This is a genomic window from Bythopirellula goksoeyrii, assembly GCF_008065115.1.
GTDB lineage: Bacteria > Planctomycetota > Planctomycetia > Pirellulales > Lacipirellulaceae > Bythopirellula > Bythopirellula goksoeyrii.
The window spans coordinates 784,321-803,479 of the sequence record NZ_CP042913.1 but is presented as its reverse complement, the minus strand read 5'-3'; the positions used below and the strand labels follow the sequence as shown (position 1 = coordinate 803,479).

Sequence of the window (19,159 nt, the reverse complement as noted above, 5' to 3'; positions counted from 1 at the left end):
GATGGGAGAAAGAATGTGAGAAAGCGATCATTACTTGATGAGGCTCGCTTGGCTTCCCTCGAATATGCATCTCGCCGTCAGTTTTTGGTGGATTGCGCGGCAGGATTGGGTGCCGTATGGTGCGGGGCAGATCATGGGGCATTCGGCGCCGAGAGTTCGTTCCCGCAGCACTCATCGAACGAACCACTAAGTAGAACTGCTCCCCATTTCGCTCCAGCAGCAAAGCGGGTCATTTTTCTGCACATGGTTGGCGCTCCGAGTCAACTTGACCTGTTCGATTTCAAACCAGAGCTTCGCCGCCATGATGGCCTACCCTGTCCCCAAGAGTTTCTCGAAGGGAAACGGTTTGCATTTCTCAAAGGGACTCCCAATATGCTTGGTCCCCAGTATCCATTCAAGCAGTATGGGGAATCAGGTGCTTGGGTTTCAGATCGCTTGCCGCACTTTGCAGAACATGTTGATCGGGTCTGCTTTGTAAAATCCATGCAAACCGATCAATTCAATCATGGCCCGGCCCAACTCATGGTTCATACGGGCCAAGCGCGAATGGGATACCCTAGTATGGGCTCTTGGGTTGCTTGGGGACTGGGTACAGAGAATCAGAATCTACCCGGTTTTATCGTTTTGATGTCGGGAGGGAGCGCGCCCAGGGTAGGAAAGGCCTTATGGAGTAGCGGAATGCTTCCCTCGGTCTATCAAGGAGTACAGTGCCGATCTCAAGGTGATCCACTCTTGAATATCGCCAATCCGGAGGGAGTAAGTCGCGACCTGAGACGTACAGCCCTAGACTCGCTATCACGCTTGAACCAAGAATCTTATCAGGCTTTTGGCAATCCTGAGACGCTAACACGAATTGCTCAGTATGAGTTGGCATTTCGAATGCAAATGGAAGTACCAGGTGTGATGGACATTGCGGATGAACCGGAGCACATACACCAACTCTATGGAACCGAACCTGGAAAGGAGTCCTTCGCCAACAATTGTTTGCTAGCGAGACGGCTTGCTGAGCGAGGCGTGCGATTTATCCAACTTTACGATTGGGGGTGGGACTCGCACGGAACTTCAAGTGAGACAGCGATCAATCTGGGTTTTCAAGACAAATGTCGCGAGGTCGATCGGCCCATGTCAGCTTTACTGACCGATCTAAGCCAACGAGGAATGCTTGAGGATACTTTGGTGATCTGGAGCGGGGAGTTTGGACGTACGCCAATGCGTGAGACAAAAGTTGGCGTGGAGAGCCCTTACCTCGGTCGCGATCACAACCCCGAGGCATTCACACTATGGGCAGCAGGGGGGGGAATTAAACCGGGAATCACCTTCGGTGAAACCGACCCTATGGGCTATTCAGTGGTTGAAAACCCTGTGCTGTTGCGGGATTTTCACGCAACTATTCTCCACCAACTTGGCCTTGATCACGATAGACTGCACTATCCATATCAAGGATTGAATCAAAAGCTCACTGGCGTAAAGCCGGCAAAAGTCGTAGCGGACATACTGGCATGAACGAACATAGATAAGAGGCTCGTAAATTGAACTGAGTGACTTATTTAATTTGCGTTAGGGACTTTAATAATATGACTTGTAATTCAGTGAGTAGGAATTCCCAAACAAAACAATCGAGGAATTTTTGATGCTTATTCGCAGTTTCCAACTATTGCTTGTCCTTATTATTGTGTTCTTCTCACACCAGGACTCTGTATCGCATGGAGCTGAAGAAAAGGGCACTTCTCAGGCGTTTGAGGCGATCTCTCCGCAGAAGAAAGCGATCAAACTCTTCAACGGTAAGAATTTGGATGGCCTCTATACATGGTTACAAAATACCAAGTACAAGGATCCGAAGGAGGTGTTTTACGTTAAGGATCAGATACTTCATATTACCGGTGATGGCTGGGGTTCAATCATAACCAAGGAGCGATACCGAGACTACGATATGATCCTTGAATACAAATGGGGCCCCAGAACGTGGCACGAAAGGCGAAATCGCGCCCGAGACTCAGGGCTATTCATTCACAGCACAGGCATAGACGGGGGAGTAGGAGGGGTGTGGATGCCTGGAATCGAAGTCAACATTATCGAAGGTGGAGTTGGAGATTTTATTCTCGTTGTGGGAGAAGGTAAGGATGGCCAGCCCGTACCGCTTTCTCTTACATCCGAAGTAGGGCGAGATCGTGACGGAGAAGTCGTGTGGAATAAAGATGGCATCGCAGAGACATTTGATTTATCAAATAGAACGCGGATCAACTGGTGTGATCGCGATCCTGACTGGGAGGATGTCCTAGGATTTCGCGGTAAGAATGATCGAGAGAGTCCAACCGACGAATGGACTCGCTTAGAAGTGGTTTGCAGAGGTGGGCACATACAGGTCTTTGTCAACGGATCCTTGGTTAACGAGGCGTTCGATGCCGTTCCAGCCGAGGGGAAACTTCAATTGCAAGCTGAATTGGCAGAAATCCTCGTCCGTCGCTGGGAACTCTTGCCATTAAAAAATGCAGTGATTGAAGAATAGTCAGGTGGTAATCACAACCTGAAACTGGGTCTCTATGATGTCAGCCCGAGCAGTGAAAGGAGACCAGGGAACCATGTCACGAAAACGTTTTACAGAGGAGCAGATCGCGTTCGCGATTTGGCAACAGGAATGATAACGTCCTATATTATTGCGCAGATTGTTTGGGCAGCCCCTGCTTGGTAGGAATTGGATTGTTACGATTCATTCCCCCAAGCGAAGGAGACTGCCACGATGGCGAGTTTAACAGGAAGTACTGAAAACGGAAGCATGGTTCAGATCGACGAGGCTCAGATTCGAGGGCACGTCGACGAGGTGGTTCGCAAGAGCGTCGAGGAGACGCTCAATGGACTGTTGGAGGCCGAAGCTGATCAACTCTGTGGAGCGAAGCGTTACGAGCGGAGCCCCGACCGCGTGGATACACGAGCTGGTTCTTACGAACGAGGATTACAGACGAAGGCGGGCCAGGTAAAGCTTAAGGTCCCCAGGCTGCGAAGCCTGCCATTTGAGACGCAGATTATCGAACGATACCGACGACGGGAGTCGTCGGTCGAAGAGGCGCTAATGGAGATGTACCTCGCCGGGGTGAGCGTTCGCCGGGTGGAGGACATCACCGAGGCGTTGTGGGGAACACGAGTTTCTCCGAGCACGGTGAGCGAGCTGAATCAGCAGCTCTACGAGCGGATCGAAGCCTGGCGAAACCAGCCGATCGAGGGCGATTTTGCCTACGTGGCCCTGGATGGTATTTGGCTGAAACGGTCGTGGGGCGGCGAGGTGAAGAACGTGGCGGTATTGGTTGCCGTGGGCGTCGACCAGGACGGCTATCGGCAGGTTCTGGGTGTTTGCGAAGGGACGAAGGAAGATACCGAGAGTTGGCGGAAGTTCCTCCGGCATCTCAAGGAGCGTGGCCTGAAGGGAGTTCGCCTGGTGACCAGCGACAAGTGTTTAGGGTTGGTAGAAGCCTTGGGCGAGTTTTATCCGGAGGCAGACTGGCAACGGTGTGTGGTCCACTGGTATCGCAACGTCGGCTCGGAAGTTCCTCGTCATCGAATGAAGGAGGTGATGGCGATGCTCAAGGCAATTCACGCGCAGGAAGACCGCGAGGCGGCCAAGAAGAAGGCGGGCGACGTTGTGGAGAAGCTGCGAGCGATGAAGCTCACCAAGGCAGCCAAGGTGGTCGAGGAGGGCGTGGGCGAGACGTTGCGGTACATGTCCTATCCTCGCGAGCATTGGACGCGGATTCGCACGAACAACGCTTTGGAGCGATTGATGCGCGAAGTCCGCCGGCGGACGCGCGTCGTGGGTGCCTTCCCGGACGGCAACAGCGCATTGATGCTGGTATCCGCAAGACTGCGACACGTCGCTGGTACCAAATGGGGCACGCGCAAGTACCTCGATATGGAGCGATTGCAAGAGACAACGAAGGAGACCAGCGGAGTGGCCTCGTAGGCCGCGCACGCCCCCAACTCGTCGAGTAGGCCCGGGGGATCTCTCCCCCAAGCCTCTCACAGAACCGGACTTGCGGGTCACGCATCCGGCTCTTCAAGTTGCTGCCTTAGGTTTCAAACAGTCGTTGCTGTTTGATGAAGACCTGTCGGGAAGGGTTCAAGGCATGCCAACGGTCGGTGAGCGGCATCAATCGTTCGGCGAACCAGGCGTTGGAATACGCCTGATGGATGCCATAGCTGACACTGCGTCTCCAAACGCCAGCACGAGTGAAGGCGGTCTTAGCCGCCGACTTCCGAGAAACGCCACGTGTTTGCAGGTGGCGGAACAGATACCGGTCCCGCTTCTTCTGACGAATGATAATCGCCCGAATACGACGCCGAATGTGGGCGTCGAACTTGTGGAGCGGTCGCAGGGAATCTTCGGTACACAACCGAAAGTATCCAATCCATCCTCGCAGGTAGCGTTCGGTTCTCTCGAAGCACGTCGACAGCGATTGACCCCAGACTCGTGGCGTTAGCTCACGAATACGGGCATCCATTCGCTCCTTAGTTCGGCGAGAGATTGCCACCATGACTTGGCCCTCGGCATTCTTGCCGAGTTGAAAGCCGAGGAAAGTTAGATAATTCGGACCCGTGACGGAACTCTTGTCTTCATTGACCAGCAGACGCAAGCGTCTATCAATGAATTTACTGACGGAGTCCATCACCCGACGACCGGCACGTTCGCTTTTCACGAACACGCTGAAGTCGTCGGCGTAACGCACGAACCGAAGTCCACGACGTGCCAGTTCCCAATCGAGTTCGTCAAGAACTACATTGGAAAGTAGCGGAGAAAGCGGACCACCTTGCGGTGCGCCTTCGGTCGTGGCCGTTCGTGTGCCATCGGGCAACACAACCTTCGCCTTGAGCATGCCATGCACTAGCTTTAGGAGACGCCCATCCTTTACGTGGTTCGCCAAGCGGTTTAATAGCCGCTGGTGGTGAACACGATCGAAGAACTTTGAAAGGTCAATATCGACCGTCCAGGCATATCCTTCTGCCAGATATTGCTTGGCCGCAGCAATGGCCGTTTGTGCACCACGCCTCGGACGGAATCCGTGACTGCTGTCGTGAAACGTCGGCTCGAAGATCGGCTCCAAAACTTGGAGTACGGCCTGCTGAACCCAGCGGTCCACGACATTCGGAATACCTAGGCCCCGATGCCCGCCACCGGACTTGGGAATCCAGACCCGGCGAATGTCGCCAGGCAGGTAGGTACCCGAAAGCAATTCACGGCGTAGCTGAGCAAGCAGTTGGGGCGAAGCCTCAACCACTTCCCGTACACCACGTCCGTCCACACCTGCCGCACCTTTATTGCGCGCGACGTTAAGCAACGCCCGGGCCAAATTAGACACCGAGGCTACTTGTTCCAGTGACCGACTTGTGTCGTCGGCTACCCAGGTGGCTGGATGATCTACCTCCTTGGTATTCGCTCTGAGCAGCAGGTGCGACTTTCCCTTGGATTCGTCCGAGGTTCTCTCGTCCTTGCCCCCATGCGGGCTGTCGGCAAACGCGAAAGCCAGTTGGCATGTTCCAGCACTTAACAACTTGTCGCCCCCTTCGCTCCACCGGCATTACCCAGCTTCAGCACTACTATGGGGCGATCCGACTTCTCTGCGGGCATCAACCGGTCGTCGTTGCCTTCTTCCGGAATACCGATAGGCGGACCCGCAGAGATCTCCTGGGGTAAGATCGAACAATGTCCTGCCGCCTCCGCCCTCACTACTCCTCGGCCACCAACGGATATCGGGCGTCGCGCTGGAAGGCACGCTAACCCAGGTCCGAGAAGCCCGTTTGAGGGTTCACTTACGTTCGGTGCTGCAGTTCGGCTACGGCTTCCTCCCCACACGCCCTCGCGGGATAGACTTCGATTGTCCAATGTCCAAACTCCGTCTCGTGCAGTTGCTTTCACCTCGTGGTTACCTCCGTTAGGATCCACAGGGGACTTCCACCCTCAATCGCTCGACCATGCCCAGCGCACCTCGTCGAGTAGGCCCGGGGGATCTCTCCCCCAAGCCTCTCACAGAACCGGACTTGCGGGTCACGCATCCGGCTCTTCAAGTTGCTGCCTTAGGTTTCAAACAGTCGTTGCTGTTTGATGAAGACCTGTCGGGAAGGGTTCAAGGCATGCCAACGGTCGGTGAGCGGCATCAATCGTTCGGCGAACCAGGCGTTGGAATACGCCTGATGGATGCCATAGCTGACACTGCGTCTCCAAACGCCAGCACGAGTGAAGGCGGTCTTAGCCGCCGACTTCCGAGAAACGCCACGTGTTTGCAGGTGGCGGAACAGATACCGGTCCCGCTTCTTCTGACGAATGATAATCGCCCGAATACGACGCCGAATGTGGGCGTCGAACTTGTGGAGCGGTCGCAGGGAATCTTCGGTACACAACCGAAAGTATCCAATCCATCCTCGCAGGTAGCGTTCGGTTCTCTCGAAGCACGTCGACAGCGATTGACCCCAGACTCGTGGCGTTAGCTCACGAATACGGGCATCCATTCGCTCCTTAGTTCGGCGAGAGATTGCCACCATGACTTGGCCCTCGGCATTCTTGCCGAGTTGAAAGCCGAGGAAAGTTAGATAATTCGGACCCGTGACGGAACTCTTGTCTTCATTGACCAGCAGACGCAAGCGTCTATCAATGAATTTACTGACGGAGTCCATCACCCGACGACCGGCACGTTCGCTTTTCACGAACACGCTGAAGTCGTCGGCGTAACGCACGAACCGAAGTCCACGACGTGCCAGTTCCCAATCGAGTTCGTCAAGAACTACATTGGAAAGTAGCGGAGAAAGCGGACCACCTTGCGGTGCGCCTTCGGTCGTGGCCGTTCGTGTGCCATCGGGCAACACAACCTTCGCCTTGAGCATGCCATGCACTAGCTTTAGGAGACGCCCATCCTTTACGTGGTTCGCCAAGCGGTTTAATAGCCGCTGGTGGTGAACACGATCGAAGAACTTTGAAAGGTCAATATCGACCGTCCAGGCATATCCTTCTGCCAGATATTGCTTGGCCGCAGCAATGGCCGTTTGTGCACCACGCCTCGGACGGAATCCGTGACTGCTGTCGTGAAACGTCGGCTCGAAGATCGGCTCCAAAACTTGGAGTACGGCCTGCTGAACCCAGCGGTCCACGACATTCGGAATACCTAGGCCCCGATGCCCGCCACCGGACTTGGGAATCCAGACCCGGCGAATGTCGCCAGGCAGGTAGGTACCCGAAAGCAATTCACGGCGTAGCTGAGCAAGCAGTTGGGGCGAAGCCTCAACCACTTCCCGTACACCACGTCCGTCCACACCTGCCGCACCTTTATTGCGCGCGACGTTAAGCAACGCCCGGGCCAAATTAGACACCGAGGCTACTTGTTCCAGTGACCGACTTGTGTCGTCGGCTACCCAGGTGGCTGGATGATCTACCTCCTTGGTATTCGCTCTGAGCAGCAGGTGCGACTTTCCCTTGGATTCGTCCGAGGTTCTCTCGTCCTTGCCCCCATGCGGGCTGTCGGCAAACGCGAAAGCCAGTTGGCATGTTCCAGCACTTAACAACTTGTCGCCCCCTTCGCTCCACCGGCATTACCCAGCTTCAGCACTACTATGGGGCGATCCGACTTCTCTGCGGGCATCAACCGGTCGTCGTTGCCTTCTTCCGGAATACCGATAGGCGGACCCGCAGAGATCTCCTGGGGTAAGATCGAACAATGTCCTGCCGCCTCCGCCCTCACTACTCCTCGGCCACCAACGGATATCGGGCGTCGCGCTGGAAGGCACGCTAACCCAGGTCCGAGAAGCCCGTTTGAGGGTTCACTTACGTTCGGTGCTGCAGTTCGGCTACGGCTTCCTCCCCACACGCCCTCGCGGGATAGACTTCGATTGTCCAATGTCCAAACTCCGTCTCGTGCAGTTGCTTTCACCTCGTGGTTACCTCCGTTAGGATCCACAGGGGACTTCCACCCTCAATCGCTCGACCATGCCCAGCGCACCTCCGCTGCTACGCAGCTACGGAGTTGGGGGCGGACCTACCGACAGGGCTAAACCCTAAAAACAAATGTGCGCATCTTGACGGACACTACCGACGAAGTTCGACAGTGCGGCTTTTTCCAAGCTTCACAAGCGGTACATACCGTTTGTGAGATTAGCAAAGGAGAACCGCATCATGTCTTGGTCGAACAATCATGTGTCCAATTATCGAAAACATCAGGCCAGTGGACAGGCTGTAGTCACTTGACCTGCCCCCATCAGCAAATAGCCCTCTTGCGAAAACGGACTGGCCGATTTGCCGGGCCTCGGAGTCATTTTATCTCCTAAATATTAGCGAACATCAGCGCCCATTTTTGGTTGCACGAAGATAATTCACATTGAGAAATACATTACAAAGTTTTTCAGGACAGATGAATTGATCGAGAACAATTGGATATTTCACCCACCTGCCAGTGCAAACCAATCCACCTCAGAATTTATTTGCTGTTGGCCGTAATTGACCGTCGTAAGTAGAGGAGCACTTGCTCGGCGAGTGATCTCCTGGGCATTCCAAGCGGTGCTTTCGTCGTCGGTTGAGAGTGCGATGCGGTTGAGTACGATACCCGCAATGGGGAGCTGGGGAACCACCGCCTCGGCAGTGATAAGTGTTTGAAGCGTGTCGTTGATTGTTCCCAATTCGTTGACGGCGACGATCAACAGTGGAAAACCAAATTCTTTCGCCAGATTGGCGTTGTAGTCTTCGTCGCTCAACGGAGACATCAGTCCACCGGCACCTTCTACGAGAATGATATCACTCCGTTCTCGCCAGACTTGCAGTCCAGTTCGCAACAGTTCGGGGTCGACTGCCCGTCCTTCAACCTCTGCCGCCAGCGAAGGCATCAGTGGGGCCGCAAACCGCTGGGGGCACACTTCTTCCAATGTGCCAGGGCGACCGGCAGCCTCCCAGAGCTTCACAGCATCTTCCGCAATCAGTTCGGTTCCTTCACGCTTGCAGCCGCTTGCCACAGGTTTGTAAACGCCAACGCGATGCCCTGCAGCCACCAAGGATTGAGCGATTAATGCGCTTACTTGCGTCTTACCGACACTGGTGTTCGTACCTGTAATAAATAGTCCGCGAGTCATTGTCTCTTGTCCGTTGTCCGTAGTCCGTTGTTTCAGTTGCTTGGCCACAAATCCAACGGACTACGGACCAATGACAACGGACCAATCACAAAACTAAAAATTCTTCGACGGCTTCGCGCATGGCTTGGCGGTCTGCGTTTGCACCGGTCCAGATTTCAAACGCCAGAGCGGCCTGTTCGATCAATAACGTGAGACCATCAACTGTGCGACAACCACACGCTTGGGCTTGCTTTACTAGGTGGGTTTGAGGCGGATTAAAGGCAACGTCGGCCACGATGGTATGTTTTTCCAGTCCATCGAAATCCAAGGGCAAATGTTCGTTAGGTTGGTTCGGACCGACGGGAGTGGCATTGATCAGTACCTGAGCATTGTCGATGGCAAAGAGGCTATCGGCAGCCAATTCCTCTGCCCGACAACTTGTCAGGGGAGTTTGTTCCACCAATGTTTTGGTCAATTGTTCGATCTTCTCCGGCCTGCGGCAGAGGAAACAAATCTCTCCCGCGCCAACGATTGCCAATTCCGCAGCAATCGCCCGTGCGATCCGTCCCGCCCCGACGATAGTCACTCGCAATCCCTTCACAGCACCCGTTTGCTCCAGCAACTGTCGCAGCGCGCGGCCTTCGGTGTTGTAGCCAGAGAATCGGCCTTCGTTCTGCTTGATGCAATTGACCTGTCCGCTGATGCGGGCCGCCTCGCCGATTTCTTGCAGGTAAGGAATCACACTGCTGCGGTGCGGAGGGGCGAGCATGATTCCATGGAAACCAAATATGCGTGCCCCGCGAAGGGCCCCTTCAAAATCGAGCGCCGGAACTTCAAACGTGAGGAACCGCCAGTCGAGGCGCGCTGCCTCAAAGGCTTTTTCCAGCATGTACTGGGTCGGATTCCCCGCGATCGGTTCACCCATCAGGCAGCAGACGTCTTGCTGAGGCTCTCTAGTCAAGATTTCAATTCCGATCGCTTTTGAAAGACGCAGCTCGAATGCCGGTGGCGGTATACTCGTAAGAATCCTCCATTCTGACCGCCGATGGCCTGAATTTCAACGCCTGTTGAATTCGCACTCCAGGGCGAATTCTTGCCAACATGGTATAGTACTAAAAGTGAAAGCTGTTAGCCGTTAGCAATTAGCATCTAGCCAGAGATTGCCGCAGTTTGGCTTTTTTTCTGGCTAAAAGCTTGAAGCACTAAACACCTTGGATTTAAGCAACTTGGTCGGCAGCTGTTTTCACTTTGAGCATAGAATAGGACGGAACGAGAAACACGATTTCAGGCATCGTCCGCCGACTCTCCGAGTCGGCATGAAAAACGTCACGCTCCTCTCAGAATCTTCATAAGAAAGAAACCTCGACTTCAACTGTCGAGCTAGTTCCGCCCTCCACAAATCGCAGAGTTCATGTTTCGCACTCGACCACTAACCTGGCTGTTCATTATTGCGACTCTGTGCGTCGATTTGGCCCTGATTGTCGGAGCTAGCAGCAACTCAGGCGTCCGGGTAAGCGAAGGGTTGGCTTTCTTCGTTTACAACTATGGCTTGCCAGCTCAAATCAGCGTCTTGGCTATCTGGGCTGTGCTGAGCCGTGTACATCGACTGACTAAGGGGGCTTGGCTGACGCTCGCCGGGGGAATGCTCCTGATACTCACCTGGTGGGTCATTGAGTCGGAGTATCGAGGCGAGCTCATAGCCTTCTGTTTCATGCAGCTTTCGATCGTGCTTGCCGGTTGTGTCATTCTGAAGAAGTTGGGCTGGGCATCGGAACTCTCTGAGCCTGTCGGAGATGAACAGAACAAATTTCAATTCTCGCTGGTCGAAATCTTCGGTTGGTCCATTGTTGTCGCTTTCTGGGCATTCGCGGTCCGCTACGCCGACTTCAGCATCTTTGCGGTTCGCTTCGCCAACTTTGATCTCCTCTATCAAGAACTGTGGTGGATCTGGTTGATGTGTGCCGTGTTGATTCCCCTAGCTCTGGTGTTGGTGTTCTTTAAACCCTTGCCACCGGGTACAAGACTTTTGCGATTGATGGTCGCCTACTTGTTTGCACTGCTACTATACGGCGTAGCGCGACTCTACGATCGTGGCCCACTCCCCTCCTGGGCATTCGCTATGGCTATCACACAGATCACCTACATCACCGCCTGGTGGGCTGTGATGCGCATGGACGAGGTCATGGGAGAGCGGCGAGCGGTAACCAATGCAAGTCGCGAGTCGCTTGCGATTTACAATCCAAAGGAGCAAGAGTCAAATGATGAGACCTTAGGCGAGGCGGAAGCGTAATCGCCCAGAGAATGTACCTGCTCGTCATGTCAAATCGAACATCCGAGGAAAACTGTGCGTTTGCCTAAGCCTCTCCTTTATCTCTGGGCTTCCCCTGCGTCGTTGCTAGGAATATCAATGATTCCTTTTGCACTCACACAAGGTGGAAAGGCAACCGTTGTTGACGGCGTGGTCGAGGCACAAGGTGGCATCATTACGAAGCTCTTGCAGATCGGGCTACCCTGGGTCGGGGCCGGTGCCGCCGTCACGCTGGGGCACGTCGTTTGGGGCTGTGACCAGCAGTGTCTCGATTCAACTCGCGAACACGAACGAGTACATGTCCGCCAATACGAGCGTTGGGGACCGCTGTTTATTCCGCTCTATCTGGCTGCGTCGGCCGTTGCTGCTTTGCGTGGTTTGGACCCCTATCGGGATAATCCGTTCGAACGCGAAGCATTTGAGGTATCTGAGTAGTGAGTCTGAAATCTCTCTGCTATCGTGCTTCCATCTGCTATAATTATCTACATGAGTACACACACGCTAACAACTGCCGACGAACTCCTGGCTTTGCCAAGAGGTATGGGGGTACGCTACGAACTAGTCTTAGGAGAACTGCGAACTATGTCACCCACCGGTTGGCACCATGGAAGCATCGTGAGCAAGCTTCATGTAAGACTTGCAGCTTATGTTGACGCCAACAACCTCGGCATGATGTTCGGTGCTGAGACAGGCTTTCGTTTGTCGTCAGATCCCGACACAGTGCGTGCTCCCGATATTGCATTTGTTGCCAAGGAAAACGTGCCAGTGAAATTGCTTGACGAAGGGTTTTGGCCGGGTGCGCCTGACCTGGCGGTTGAGGTTCTCTCGCCGAGTGATCGGACAGGGGAAGTCAACGAGAAAATCGACGCTTGGCTCAAGGCAGGCTGTGTAGCTGTCTGGATTGTAGATCCGAAGCTCGAAACCGTGACGACTCATCATCCTCATCGCGATATTCAAGTCAACGCCGCTGGTGAAAGTATGTCGGACGATATCGTTTTGCCGGGATTTTCGTGTGCTGTGAAAGATTTGTTCTAGACTGCTTTGGCGAATTCCGGCAAGCACTTTCTTGACAGCTCCTCGCTCAGTCTAGCTTCACCTGCTTACGAAGCGTCTGCTACAATGCGGCCGTGGCCCGACTTCTAAATCTACTCGCGAATCTTTTTCCCCTTTGGGTGCTGGTGTGCTGCGCTGCAGCACTTTGGGAGCCGTCGTTATTCGAGTGGTTCGGGCCGTATATCGTGTTCGGGCTGGGGGTGATCATGCTTGGCATGGGGATCACGCTCTCGGCAAGCGACTTTGCTCGTGTGCTGATAATGCCCCAACCAATTCTGTTGGGGTTTGTGGCCCAGTTCTCGATCATGCCATTGCTGGGGTGGACCATCGCTACCACATTCGGCCTGCCGACAGAACTTGCCGTGGGAATCATCTTGGTCTCTTGTTGTCCGGGCGGAACGGCCTCGAACGTGGTGACCTACATCGCCCGTGCTAACCTCGCCTTGTCACTCTTGATGACGATGTGCTCCACGTTCGGTGCGATTCTGCTCACACCGCTGCTGACCAAATGGTTGGTCGGGGAACGGTTGCCAGTAGACGCCTGGGGGTTGTTGATCTCAACGGTACAGGTAGTTTTGCTCCCAGTGCTCGCCGGTCTGGTTTTGCATCACTTGCTGCCGCGGTTGGTTCATCGCATCACGCCGGTTGCCCCCCTCGTCAGTGTGATCATGATCGCGCTCATCTGCGCCAACATCATCGGTAGAAATGCAGACCTCGTGTTTGCCTATGGCGGACAGCTCGTGCTCGCCGTGGGGGCGCTCCACGCAGGTGGGTTTGCGATGGGGTACCTCGCCGCCCACTTGTTCGGTTACGACGAACTCATACGCCGCACGGTGTCGATTGAAGTCGGCATGCAAAACTCAGGCCTCGGCACAGTTCTGGCCACCAAGCATTTCACTAACCCGCAGACCCAAATCTGCTTAGCCGCAGTACCGTGTGCCATCTCGGCTGTAGTCCACTCACTCATCGGCAGCGTACTGGCAATCTGGTGGCGAATGCGGCCGGTTGATGACAAATCCGACGAGTGAGGGTGAAGATGGCCAACGTCCTTCTTTCAGGGTAGCTTATGGCAATGAGCTGGGTTCGATTGCCGAACTCTTCTTGGAGTCATCTAATTGGGATCGCGCGGCCTGCTCGCGCCCCAGCCATCCTCCCAGTATCATCCAAGCTCCGGTGAGGGGTAGAATCGCCATCGCGGCCGCGCTGACTGAGAACCGTCCCAGGGCGTCGCAGACGTGCGATGCGACCACGTCGCTCCCCCGGAACACCACCGTGTCGACGAACGCCTTCGACTCGTATTTTTCTGCGCGGCTCACCACCGTGAACAGCACTTGCTGCGCGGGAACCAGCAGGCCATAACCCACGATCTCCTGGACCACTTTTGCGACCATCAGCGGCCAAAGACTCGCGTCAAACGCAAGCCACGCAAACAGGCCGACGATCACTCCGCAAGCAGTGGCCAGCGTCGCGCCCACGCCGGCAAGCCGCATCAGTGCTGCCGCCAAGATGGCCTGGAACACGAGCGTGCCGCTTTGGGAATAGAAGTTCATCGTCGAAAACAACTGGGTGCGAGCTTCGACCCCCAACCCCTCGTCCCGCAATGCGTGCTGAAAGTTGTTGTATACGAATGTCGCAGCGAACTTGCCGATGGCCGTGAACGCGCAGATCATCAACAAGTATCGCGACGCCAGAACCGTGCGCAGCCCCTCGCGGATCGAACCACTGGAGGGGGGTGCCTCACCACTACCGCGCGGCTCGAATCGCAAGGCCAACCACGCCAGCAGGATCGACAACTCCAACGCGAGAATCGCAGCTACCATGAGCCAGGCTACGCCCAATCGCTGAGCCACGAAGCCTCCTACGAGTGACGCGACGATCGAACCCGTCGTCCCCGCCGCAGCCATGGCGCCAAACCAGGTCTTCCCCTCCTCAGCCGAAAACAGGTCGGCCATCACGCTCCAAAACACGGCCACGACATACAGATTGAACACGCTCACCCACACGAAGAACGCGTTGCGGAGCCAGGCCGTTTCGGCATGCCCGCGCGCCACAAGCACGGCAAACACGACCAGGCAAACCACGAAAAACTGATACACCCCGAACACAAGCTGTTGCCGCGTCGTCCGCGCCACGATTCGCCAGTACAACGGCAGCGCGACACACACAGCCAGAAACGTCGCCAAATACAACGGCCCGTAGAGGCGCGTCTCAGTCACCAGCGCATCGCGGACCGGCTTGAGCACGTAGTATGAGAATAGCACCAGAAAAAACCAGATCCAGGAAACAAGTAGCCGAAATCTCATAGAGGAACATCATACCGGCTCTTGAGAATAATTCGAGCTTGCCTTCTGGAAGCCACGGATGACTGGCCGACGGCCTTGTTTCACCGTAGCCTATGGCATCGCAATAGACTCGTTCCGCGGTGTCGCTTCCGATTCTGGACGAATCTTGACACCATGGGAACACTGCGTGACCATGGATGACTACCCTTTCCAGTCCACTCTCTTTGGAACTGATTATGCCGGTAAATACCAAGACTTGCCTTCGAAGAAAGATTGAATACACCTCGCTCGATGAGTTGGTGGCCGACGCCGAGCGGCTCGTCGCCGCCGATGCCCCCACCACGGGGAACTGGTCGAAGGGGCAAATTCTCGATCACGTCGCTAGCGTGATGGAGATGACGATCGACGGCTTTCCCATGAACGTGAACTGGTTCGTTCGATTCATCAGCAGAAATGTGATGTTTGAGCGATTTCTCAAGAACGGCATGCCTTCGGGATTCAAACCTTCAAAATCGGTCGCGCAGAAGATCATGCCGAAGGAAACCGACGTCCTGCCGGCACTGGCGCACTTACGCACCGCGGTAGAACGGCTCAAGCAGCTCGATCACCATGTCGACCACGCTTTTTTCGGCGACCTGACCGCAGATCAAGCCCGGGCAATCAATCGTCGCCACGCCGAACTTCACATGAGCTTTATCGCGGAGTCTTGATTGCATGACGCTCGACTTACTGGTAATTACCCCCACCCCGACGATGCCGAATTAGGAAAGGGCAGTGCGATTCTCGAATTCAAAAGCGAAGGCCAAAGTGTCGTTACGACTTTGGCCGAAGGCAGTTTTCACATATTTCAAGCCAACTCGATCACGCTCGTTGATGGAGATGAATTGATTCGTCGCGCCTTGATCCGCACATAGGGCGCCACGAATTGTGATCGATGTCCGAAGCTGCCGCGATCCGCATCAGGGTCTGCATGCTGCGGCTCAACCAAATCCTCGATGACGAATCCTGCGCGACATAGGCCACCGACCAGTTGTTCCCAGCGATGCAAAAACTCGAGTGTCCCCGATTCGCGTACTCGGCATGGCTCCACCAGAGGCAAGGGGCCCTTGCGATAGTACGGTTCGGTGATTCGATACGTGTCATCGCGAGAACGAATCTCAGTCTGTAGACTGACCGGTGATTTGTGCTGGCTGATGTAAAGTCCATAAGGCTTCAACACACGCGCCACTTCGGCAAACACTCGCGACACGTCTGAGACGTAACAGGTACTTACAGGGTGAATCACGATTTCAAATTCACGATCGGCAAACATCGAAAGATTGTCCATCGAAGTCTGTACCGTGCGAATGTCGAACTGTCGCTCGGCAGCAACAGCCCGATCAAGCGCGAGCATCTCGCCGCTGATATCAACGACGGTAACCTTGGCGCCTGCAGCGGCATAAAGTGCTCCATGTCGCCCCCCGCCTGCTGCGAGGCAGAGCACTTGCTTATCACGAATATTGCTGTCCAACCAACCCAGTGGATCGACCTTGGCCAATGGGTCAATCAGGTCCGCATCGGTCGCCGGTTGGGCCAAGGGGACTTGCTGGCGAGCTAACTTATCCCATGCACGGGCGTTGTGGGTAGTTTCTTGTGAGTGTTCAGGCATAAAAGAGCCCGCGGAATGGTTCGGCGAGAAAAACAATGGGGCCATCCATTGAACCATTCCACGGGCCAGATGTCACGCGGCAACTTGTTTATCTACGCCGAAAACTCGCCATCGACAGAGCCCCAGCCAGTAGGAGACAAGTGCCTGGTTCGGGGACTGGTCCACCCATCGCTGAAGTCGAAATCGATACGCCGTCAAGTTCGAAATTCAGTGACGTATTCGAATCGAGGTCGTCGGCAACGGCAAAGCGGACGTACCCGATCTGAGAGAACGGCGCGCCGGAAATGTCGAGCCAGGTTCCCCCTCCTGAACCAGCCAGCAATTCGAGAGCGTCCGGATTCACTGCATTCTCAAACGGCAAGCCTGCGAAGTCCGCCAATACTCCCGTGAACGGCTGCTGGAAATCTAAAGGTATGGTTCCCGAAGTGTCGGCATAGCCTTGAGTTGGTAAGTCGAACAGAATTTCTCCTAAGTTGAACCAGGTAAGTCCATCTTCGCTCACAGAAACTTCTGCTGAATCTGCGCCAAAAATGCCGGGAGGTGAGCCTATCTGTCCATTGGGAAAATCGACGTCGATGAATCCGACATTCGTAAACACGCCAAGTTCAGGCCCAGTGGGATCAGCCAGCACATAGTTCGAGAGTCGCAACTCCAGAAATCCGCCTTCGCCGATTGATACGATTTCGCTATCGAGCCAGGGGGGATTGAAGAGAGTCACTTCACCGGGAAAGACGCCTTCGCCTGTGTCTCGCTCCGGTATTCCAAGCGCAGCGGACGAACTAGTAAAGCCCGACGCAGGTGTGCTGCCGGAGTCGTAGGACAGGACTTCTACGGCATGTTGTGCCAGTGCATTGCTTGGAGCTGCCAGGACCAACATTGCCAGACAGGCGAAACAAGATTTTCTAAGGTGTGAGTTCATGAGTTCAATTTCTCCTGCTAAAGTTCAGAACAAGGGGTACAAGAAGCAAAAATGCCATCGAAAACAGGCCTGTTGATGGTTCGGGGATGATCAGGGGGATTCCTGAAAGAATTGCTGAAGATGAGTCGCCGTATTGCTGGGACCAGAAGGCAAGATCCATGGAATTAACTACGCCGTTCTTGTCGGCGTCGCCATCGATGGGAATTGCCCCGCCGGTGATTCCAAATCCGCGTTGCCAAAGGACAAAGTCACGACCATCGACATTGCCATCGTTATCGAAATCGGCATTAGCGTAAGGCTCAGCGGCCAGTGGATTGGCAGCGAAATAAACCTGATTGGTTTGGCCGAATGCAAAGCTGTCCCAACTGCCGTCGGCAAGGGTGCGACTCGACACACCCATACCGGATCGCTCCCAGGACGCTCCATCGAAAGGACTCGCGTCGGCGATGCCGAAGTTCCAGAAGACGCGTTCCTCCGGGGTCTCGCCAGTACCCCAACCTTCTTGGTACCAATCGTCCGGATCCACGGATTGCGCACCTTCCGAGGGTACAAGATCTGAGATTCCATTTTCGTTGAACCAAGTTTCATCATCGAGGGCAAAGAGTCCATCGTTATTGGCGTCGTAGCCAATTCCGATCACGCCGACGCCGAAACCACTGATCGGTCCTATCTTGGCGTAGAGTCGCTCGTCGGAAGCAACAATGGCGGTGAGCATGTCGATCGTCTTGGTATCTCCGCCCCACCGATACCCCCATACCAGTGAACTGTCATCCGCGCTTGCGCCATTCCAGTCAATTACCAGAGCTGATTCGTTGTCCCCGGTGCCTGCCCAGAAAAGAATATCATCGAGGTCAAAGCCGCTCGCTGACAATACATTGGGTGAAGCAAAACCCATGAGAAGCACGGCAAGCAACACGCTGATCTGGAAGCTTCTTGTTGTCGGGCACCATTTGTCATTCATAGCGCTTCACCTCCACTGCGAGTCAGCAAGGCGTTGAGAGCGTTTTGCTCTAGTTCATCGTGGAGAAACGACGCATGTCCATCGCAGAACGTGACCAATGCCCCACCTGGATGGGGGCTCCCAATCTCGTCGTAACCCAACTCGCCATTGATAGGGATCGATTCGTGCTGGGCCAGAATATTGTGTCCATTTGCCCACTCCATGCTGGAAACTCGACGAACAAGTACTTCGGCGAAGATCGCAGTTTGTGCAGTTCCATCCTGAATTTGTTTGAGAGATACAGGAACGTCGTAGACCATGACTCCCAGGGACTCATCGTTGACCGTTTGCAGGGGGGGATGGAGGGCATGGGGATTGCCGAAGTCGGGGTGGTCTCGCCCGGGGCCTTCCACACCGTAGACGCCTGCGTAGTCAGTAAACGCCTGGCCGCGCCATAAAGAAATAGGGCTAAACAGCTGCTCCTCTGGAGTGCTGGGACATAGAAACATTGGCATTAAGGTCGCACCCAACTGTCGATTCGGCTCCTTATAGGAGGCGACCGCAAAATCGAAGCGTTCCGCAAGTGCTTCCTGCTCCAAGAAAGGGAGCAATTGTACGTTCCAAGAAATTAAGAGTTGCTTGCCGTCCTGTAAACCGTACCCGATGCAGCCTACTGGAAGCTGTTGATGTTGATGTTCGTAGTTGAGCGCTGCCAGACCAAGTTGCCGCAGATTGTTCTGGCACTGCGAACGCCGCGCGGCTTCGCGCGCCGCTTGTACAGCAGGAAGCAGCAGTGCGACTAGCACGCCAATTATGGCGATCACGACCAATAGCTCTACCAAGGTGAAGCCGGATCGCCGCAGGGAGCGCTGCCGCATTGGTTTGACACTACTCATACGCTGCTTTCGAGAGTTCTGCAAACTGCAATGCCATGCGC

At 54.8% G+C, this 19,159-nt stretch carries 19 protein-coding genes; 8 read left to right on the top strand and 11 right to left on the bottom strand.

What is annotated here, in order from left to right; genetic code table 11:
• Positions 1–15 precede the first annotated feature (15 nt).
• The 3 genes from Pr1d_RS03175 to Pr1d_RS03165 all read left to right on the top strand — a co-directional run bounded on the left by Pr1d_RS03175 (position 16) and on the right by Pr1d_RS03165 (position 3,952).
• Positions 16–1,503: a DUF1501 domain-containing protein gene (locus tag Pr1d_RS03175; protein WP_148072171.1), complete on the top strand. Its 1,488-nt coding sequence runs from the start codon at positions 16–18 to the stop codon at positions 1,501–1,503.
• Between the two features lie 127 nt (positions 1,504–1,630).
• On the top strand, positions 1,631–2,506 hold the full coding sequence (locus Pr1d_RS03170) for a 3-keto-disaccharide hydrolase (protein ID WP_148072170.1): 876 nt from the start codon (positions 1,631–1,633) through the stop codon (positions 2,504–2,506).
• Positions 2,507–2,737: 231 nt separating this feature from the next.
• Positions 2,738–3,952, top strand: coding sequence for an IS256 family transposase (locus tag Pr1d_RS03165; protein ID WP_168205027.1), 1,215 nt, complete (start codon positions 2,738–2,740; stop codon positions 3,950–3,952).
• Positions 3,953–4,058: 106 nt separating this feature from the next.
• On the opposite strand, the gene ltrA (Pr1d_RS03160) is transcribed toward Pr1d_RS03165, so the two are convergent.
• From ltrA (Pr1d_RS03160) to Pr1d_RS03135, 6 genes are all read right to left on the bottom strand, one after another.
• Positions 4,059–5,537 (bottom strand): group II intron reverse transcriptase/maturase, encoded by a 1,479-nt coding sequence (gene ltrA, locus Pr1d_RS03160; RefSeq protein WP_148072169.1) that lies wholly within the window; start codon positions 5,535–5,537, stop codon positions 4,059–4,061.
• Positions 5,531–5,902 carry a hypothetical protein gene (locus tag Pr1d_RS03155; protein ID WP_148072168.1) on the bottom strand — a complete coding sequence of 124 codons (372 nt, stop codon included), beginning with the start codon at positions 5,900–5,902 and terminating at the stop codon, positions 5,531–5,533. Before Pr1d_RS03155 ends, ltrA (Pr1d_RS03160) begins: the two co-directional genes overlap by 7 nt.
• 158 nt (positions 5,903–6,060) lie before the next feature.
• A complete protein-coding gene (ltrA, locus tag Pr1d_RS03150; RefSeq protein ID WP_148072169.1) occupies positions 6,061–7,539 on the bottom strand; it encodes a group II intron reverse transcriptase/maturase in 1,479 nt (492 codons plus the stop codon).
• A complete protein-coding gene (locus Pr1d_RS03145) occupies positions 7,533–7,904 on the bottom strand; it encodes a hypothetical protein (RefSeq protein ID WP_148072168.1) in 372 nt (123 codons plus the stop codon). The genes ltrA (Pr1d_RS03150) and Pr1d_RS03145 overlap by 7 nt, the downstream gene beginning before the upstream one ends.
• A gap of 505 nt (positions 7,905–8,409) precedes the next feature.
• Entirely contained in the window at positions 8,410–9,093 is a 684-nt protein-coding gene (gene bioD / locus Pr1d_RS03140) for a dethiobiotin synthase (protein ID WP_148072167.1), read from the bottom strand.
• An 85-nt stretch (positions 9,094–9,178) separates the two neighbouring features.
• A complete protein-coding gene (locus Pr1d_RS03135; protein WP_148072166.1) occupies positions 9,179–10,033 on the bottom strand; it encodes a shikimate dehydrogenase family protein in 855 nt (284 codons plus the stop codon).
• A 450-nt stretch (positions 10,034–10,483) separates the two neighbouring features.
• Between Pr1d_RS03135 and Pr1d_RS03130 the strand changes: the two genes are divergently transcribed.
• The 4 genes from Pr1d_RS03130 to Pr1d_RS03115 all read left to right on the top strand — a co-directional run bounded on the left by Pr1d_RS03130 (position 10,484) and on the right by Pr1d_RS03115 (position 13,461).
• Positions 10,484–11,362 (top strand): hypothetical protein, encoded by an 879-nt coding sequence (locus tag Pr1d_RS03130; protein ID WP_148072165.1) that lies wholly within the window; start codon positions 10,484–10,486, stop codon positions 11,360–11,362.
• Between the two features lie 117 nt (positions 11,363–11,479).
• The gene (locus tag Pr1d_RS03125; protein WP_148072164.1) at positions 11,480–11,815 is read left to right on the top strand and encodes a hypothetical protein; all 336 of its coding nucleotides are present in this window, start codon (positions 11,480–11,482) and stop codon (positions 11,813–11,815) included.
• 51 nt (positions 11,816–11,866) lie between these two features.
• Entirely contained in the window at positions 11,867–12,415 is a 549-nt protein-coding gene (locus Pr1d_RS03120; protein WP_148072163.1) for a Uma2 family endonuclease, read from the top strand.
• Between the two features lie 92 nt (positions 12,416–12,507).
• Positions 12,508–13,461, top strand: a complete 954-nt coding sequence (locus tag Pr1d_RS03115) for a bile acid:sodium symporter family protein (protein ID WP_148072162.1) — start codon at positions 12,508–12,510, stop codon at positions 13,459–13,461.
• 36 nt (positions 13,462–13,497) lie between these two features.
• Here Pr1d_RS03115 and Pr1d_RS03110 read toward each other — a convergent pair whose 3' ends face one another.
• Positions 13,498–14,736 (bottom strand): NTP/NDP exchange transporter, encoded by a 1,239-nt coding sequence (locus Pr1d_RS03110; protein ID WP_148072161.1) that lies wholly within the window; start codon positions 14,734–14,736, stop codon positions 13,498–13,500.
• A 176-nt stretch (positions 14,737–14,912) separates the two neighbouring features.
• Between Pr1d_RS03110 and Pr1d_RS03105 the strand changes: the two genes are divergently transcribed.
• Positions 14,913–15,425: a DUF1569 domain-containing protein gene (locus Pr1d_RS03105; protein ID WP_148072160.1), complete on the top strand. Its 513-nt coding sequence runs from the start codon at positions 14,913–14,915 to the stop codon at positions 15,423–15,425.
• A 137-nt stretch (positions 15,426–15,562) separates the two neighbouring features.
• On the opposite strand, the gene Pr1d_RS03100 is transcribed toward Pr1d_RS03105, so the two are convergent.
• From Pr1d_RS03100 to Pr1d_RS03085, 4 genes are all read right to left on the bottom strand, one after another.
• Positions 15,563–16,363, bottom strand: a complete 801-nt coding sequence (locus tag Pr1d_RS03100; protein WP_148072159.1) for a class I SAM-dependent methyltransferase — start codon at positions 16,361–16,363, stop codon at positions 15,563–15,565.
• Between the two features lie 88 nt (positions 16,364–16,451).
• Positions 16,452–17,282, bottom strand: coding sequence for a PEP-CTERM sorting domain-containing protein (locus tag Pr1d_RS03095; RefSeq protein ID WP_148072158.1), 831 nt, complete (start codon positions 17,280–17,282; stop codon positions 16,452–16,454).
• A gap of 4 nt (positions 17,283–17,286) precedes the next feature.
• The gene (locus tag Pr1d_RS03090; RefSeq protein WP_148072157.1) at positions 17,287–18,243 is read right to left on the bottom strand and encodes a hypothetical protein; all 957 of its coding nucleotides are present in this window, start codon (positions 18,241–18,243) and stop codon (positions 17,287–17,289) included.
• Positions 18,240–19,118 (bottom strand): DUF1559 domain-containing protein, encoded by an 879-nt coding sequence (locus Pr1d_RS03085; RefSeq protein ID WP_148072156.1) that lies wholly within the window; start codon positions 19,116–19,118, stop codon positions 18,240–18,242. Before Pr1d_RS03085 ends, Pr1d_RS03090 begins: the two co-directional genes overlap by 4 nt.
• Positions 19,119–19,159 lie beyond the last annotated feature (41 nt).

What these genes read in the sequence shown, in the direction of transcription:
- Pr1d_RS03125 (WP_148072164.1), top strand. Translation starts at nt 11,480, where the DNA reads ATGATTCCTTTTGCACTCACACAAGGTGGAAAGGCAACCGTTGTTGAC.
- Pr1d_RS03130 (WP_148072165.1), top strand. Translation starts at nt 10,484, where the DNA reads ATGTTTCGCACTCGACCACTAACCTGGCTGTTCATTATTGCGACTCTG.
- Pr1d_RS03165 (WP_168205027.1), top strand. Translation starts at nt 2,738, where the DNA reads ATGGCGAGTTTAACAGGAAGTACTGAAAACGGAAGCATGGTTCAGATC.
- Pr1d_RS03105 (WP_148072160.1), top strand. Translation starts at nt 14,913, where the DNA reads ATGACTACCCTTTCCAGTCCACTCTCTTTGGAACTGATTATGCCGGTA.
- Pr1d_RS03110 (WP_148072161.1), bottom strand. Translation starts at nt 14,736, where the DNA reads ATGAGATTTCGGCTACTTGTTTCCTGGATCTGGTTTTTTCTGGTGCTA.
- bioD (WP_148072167.1), bottom strand. Translation starts at nt 9,093, where the DNA reads ATGACTCGCGGACTATTTATTACAGGTACGAACACCAGTGTCGGTAAG.
- Pr1d_RS03085 (WP_148072156.1), bottom strand. Translation starts at nt 19,118, where the DNA reads ATGAGTAGTGTCAAACCAATGCGGCAGCGCTCCCTGCGGCGATCCGGC.
- Pr1d_RS03170 (WP_148072170.1), top strand. Translation starts at nt 1,631, where the DNA reads ATGCTTATTCGCAGTTTCCAACTATTGCTTGTCCTTATTATTGTGTTC.
- Pr1d_RS03090 (WP_148072157.1), bottom strand. Translation starts at nt 18,243, where the DNA reads ATGAATGACAAATGGTGCCCGACAACAAGAAGCTTCCAGATCAGCGTG.
- Pr1d_RS03095 (WP_148072158.1), bottom strand. Translation starts at nt 17,282, where the DNA reads ATGAACTCACACCTTAGAAAATCTTGTTTCGCCTGTCTGGCAATGTTG.
- Pr1d_RS03120 (WP_148072163.1), top strand. Translation starts at nt 11,867, where the DNA reads ATGAGTACACACACGCTAACAACTGCCGACGAACTCCTGGCTTTGCCA.
- Pr1d_RS03100 (WP_148072159.1), bottom strand. Translation starts at nt 16,363, where the DNA reads ATGCCTGAACACTCACAAGAAACTACCCACAACGCCCGTGCATGGGAT.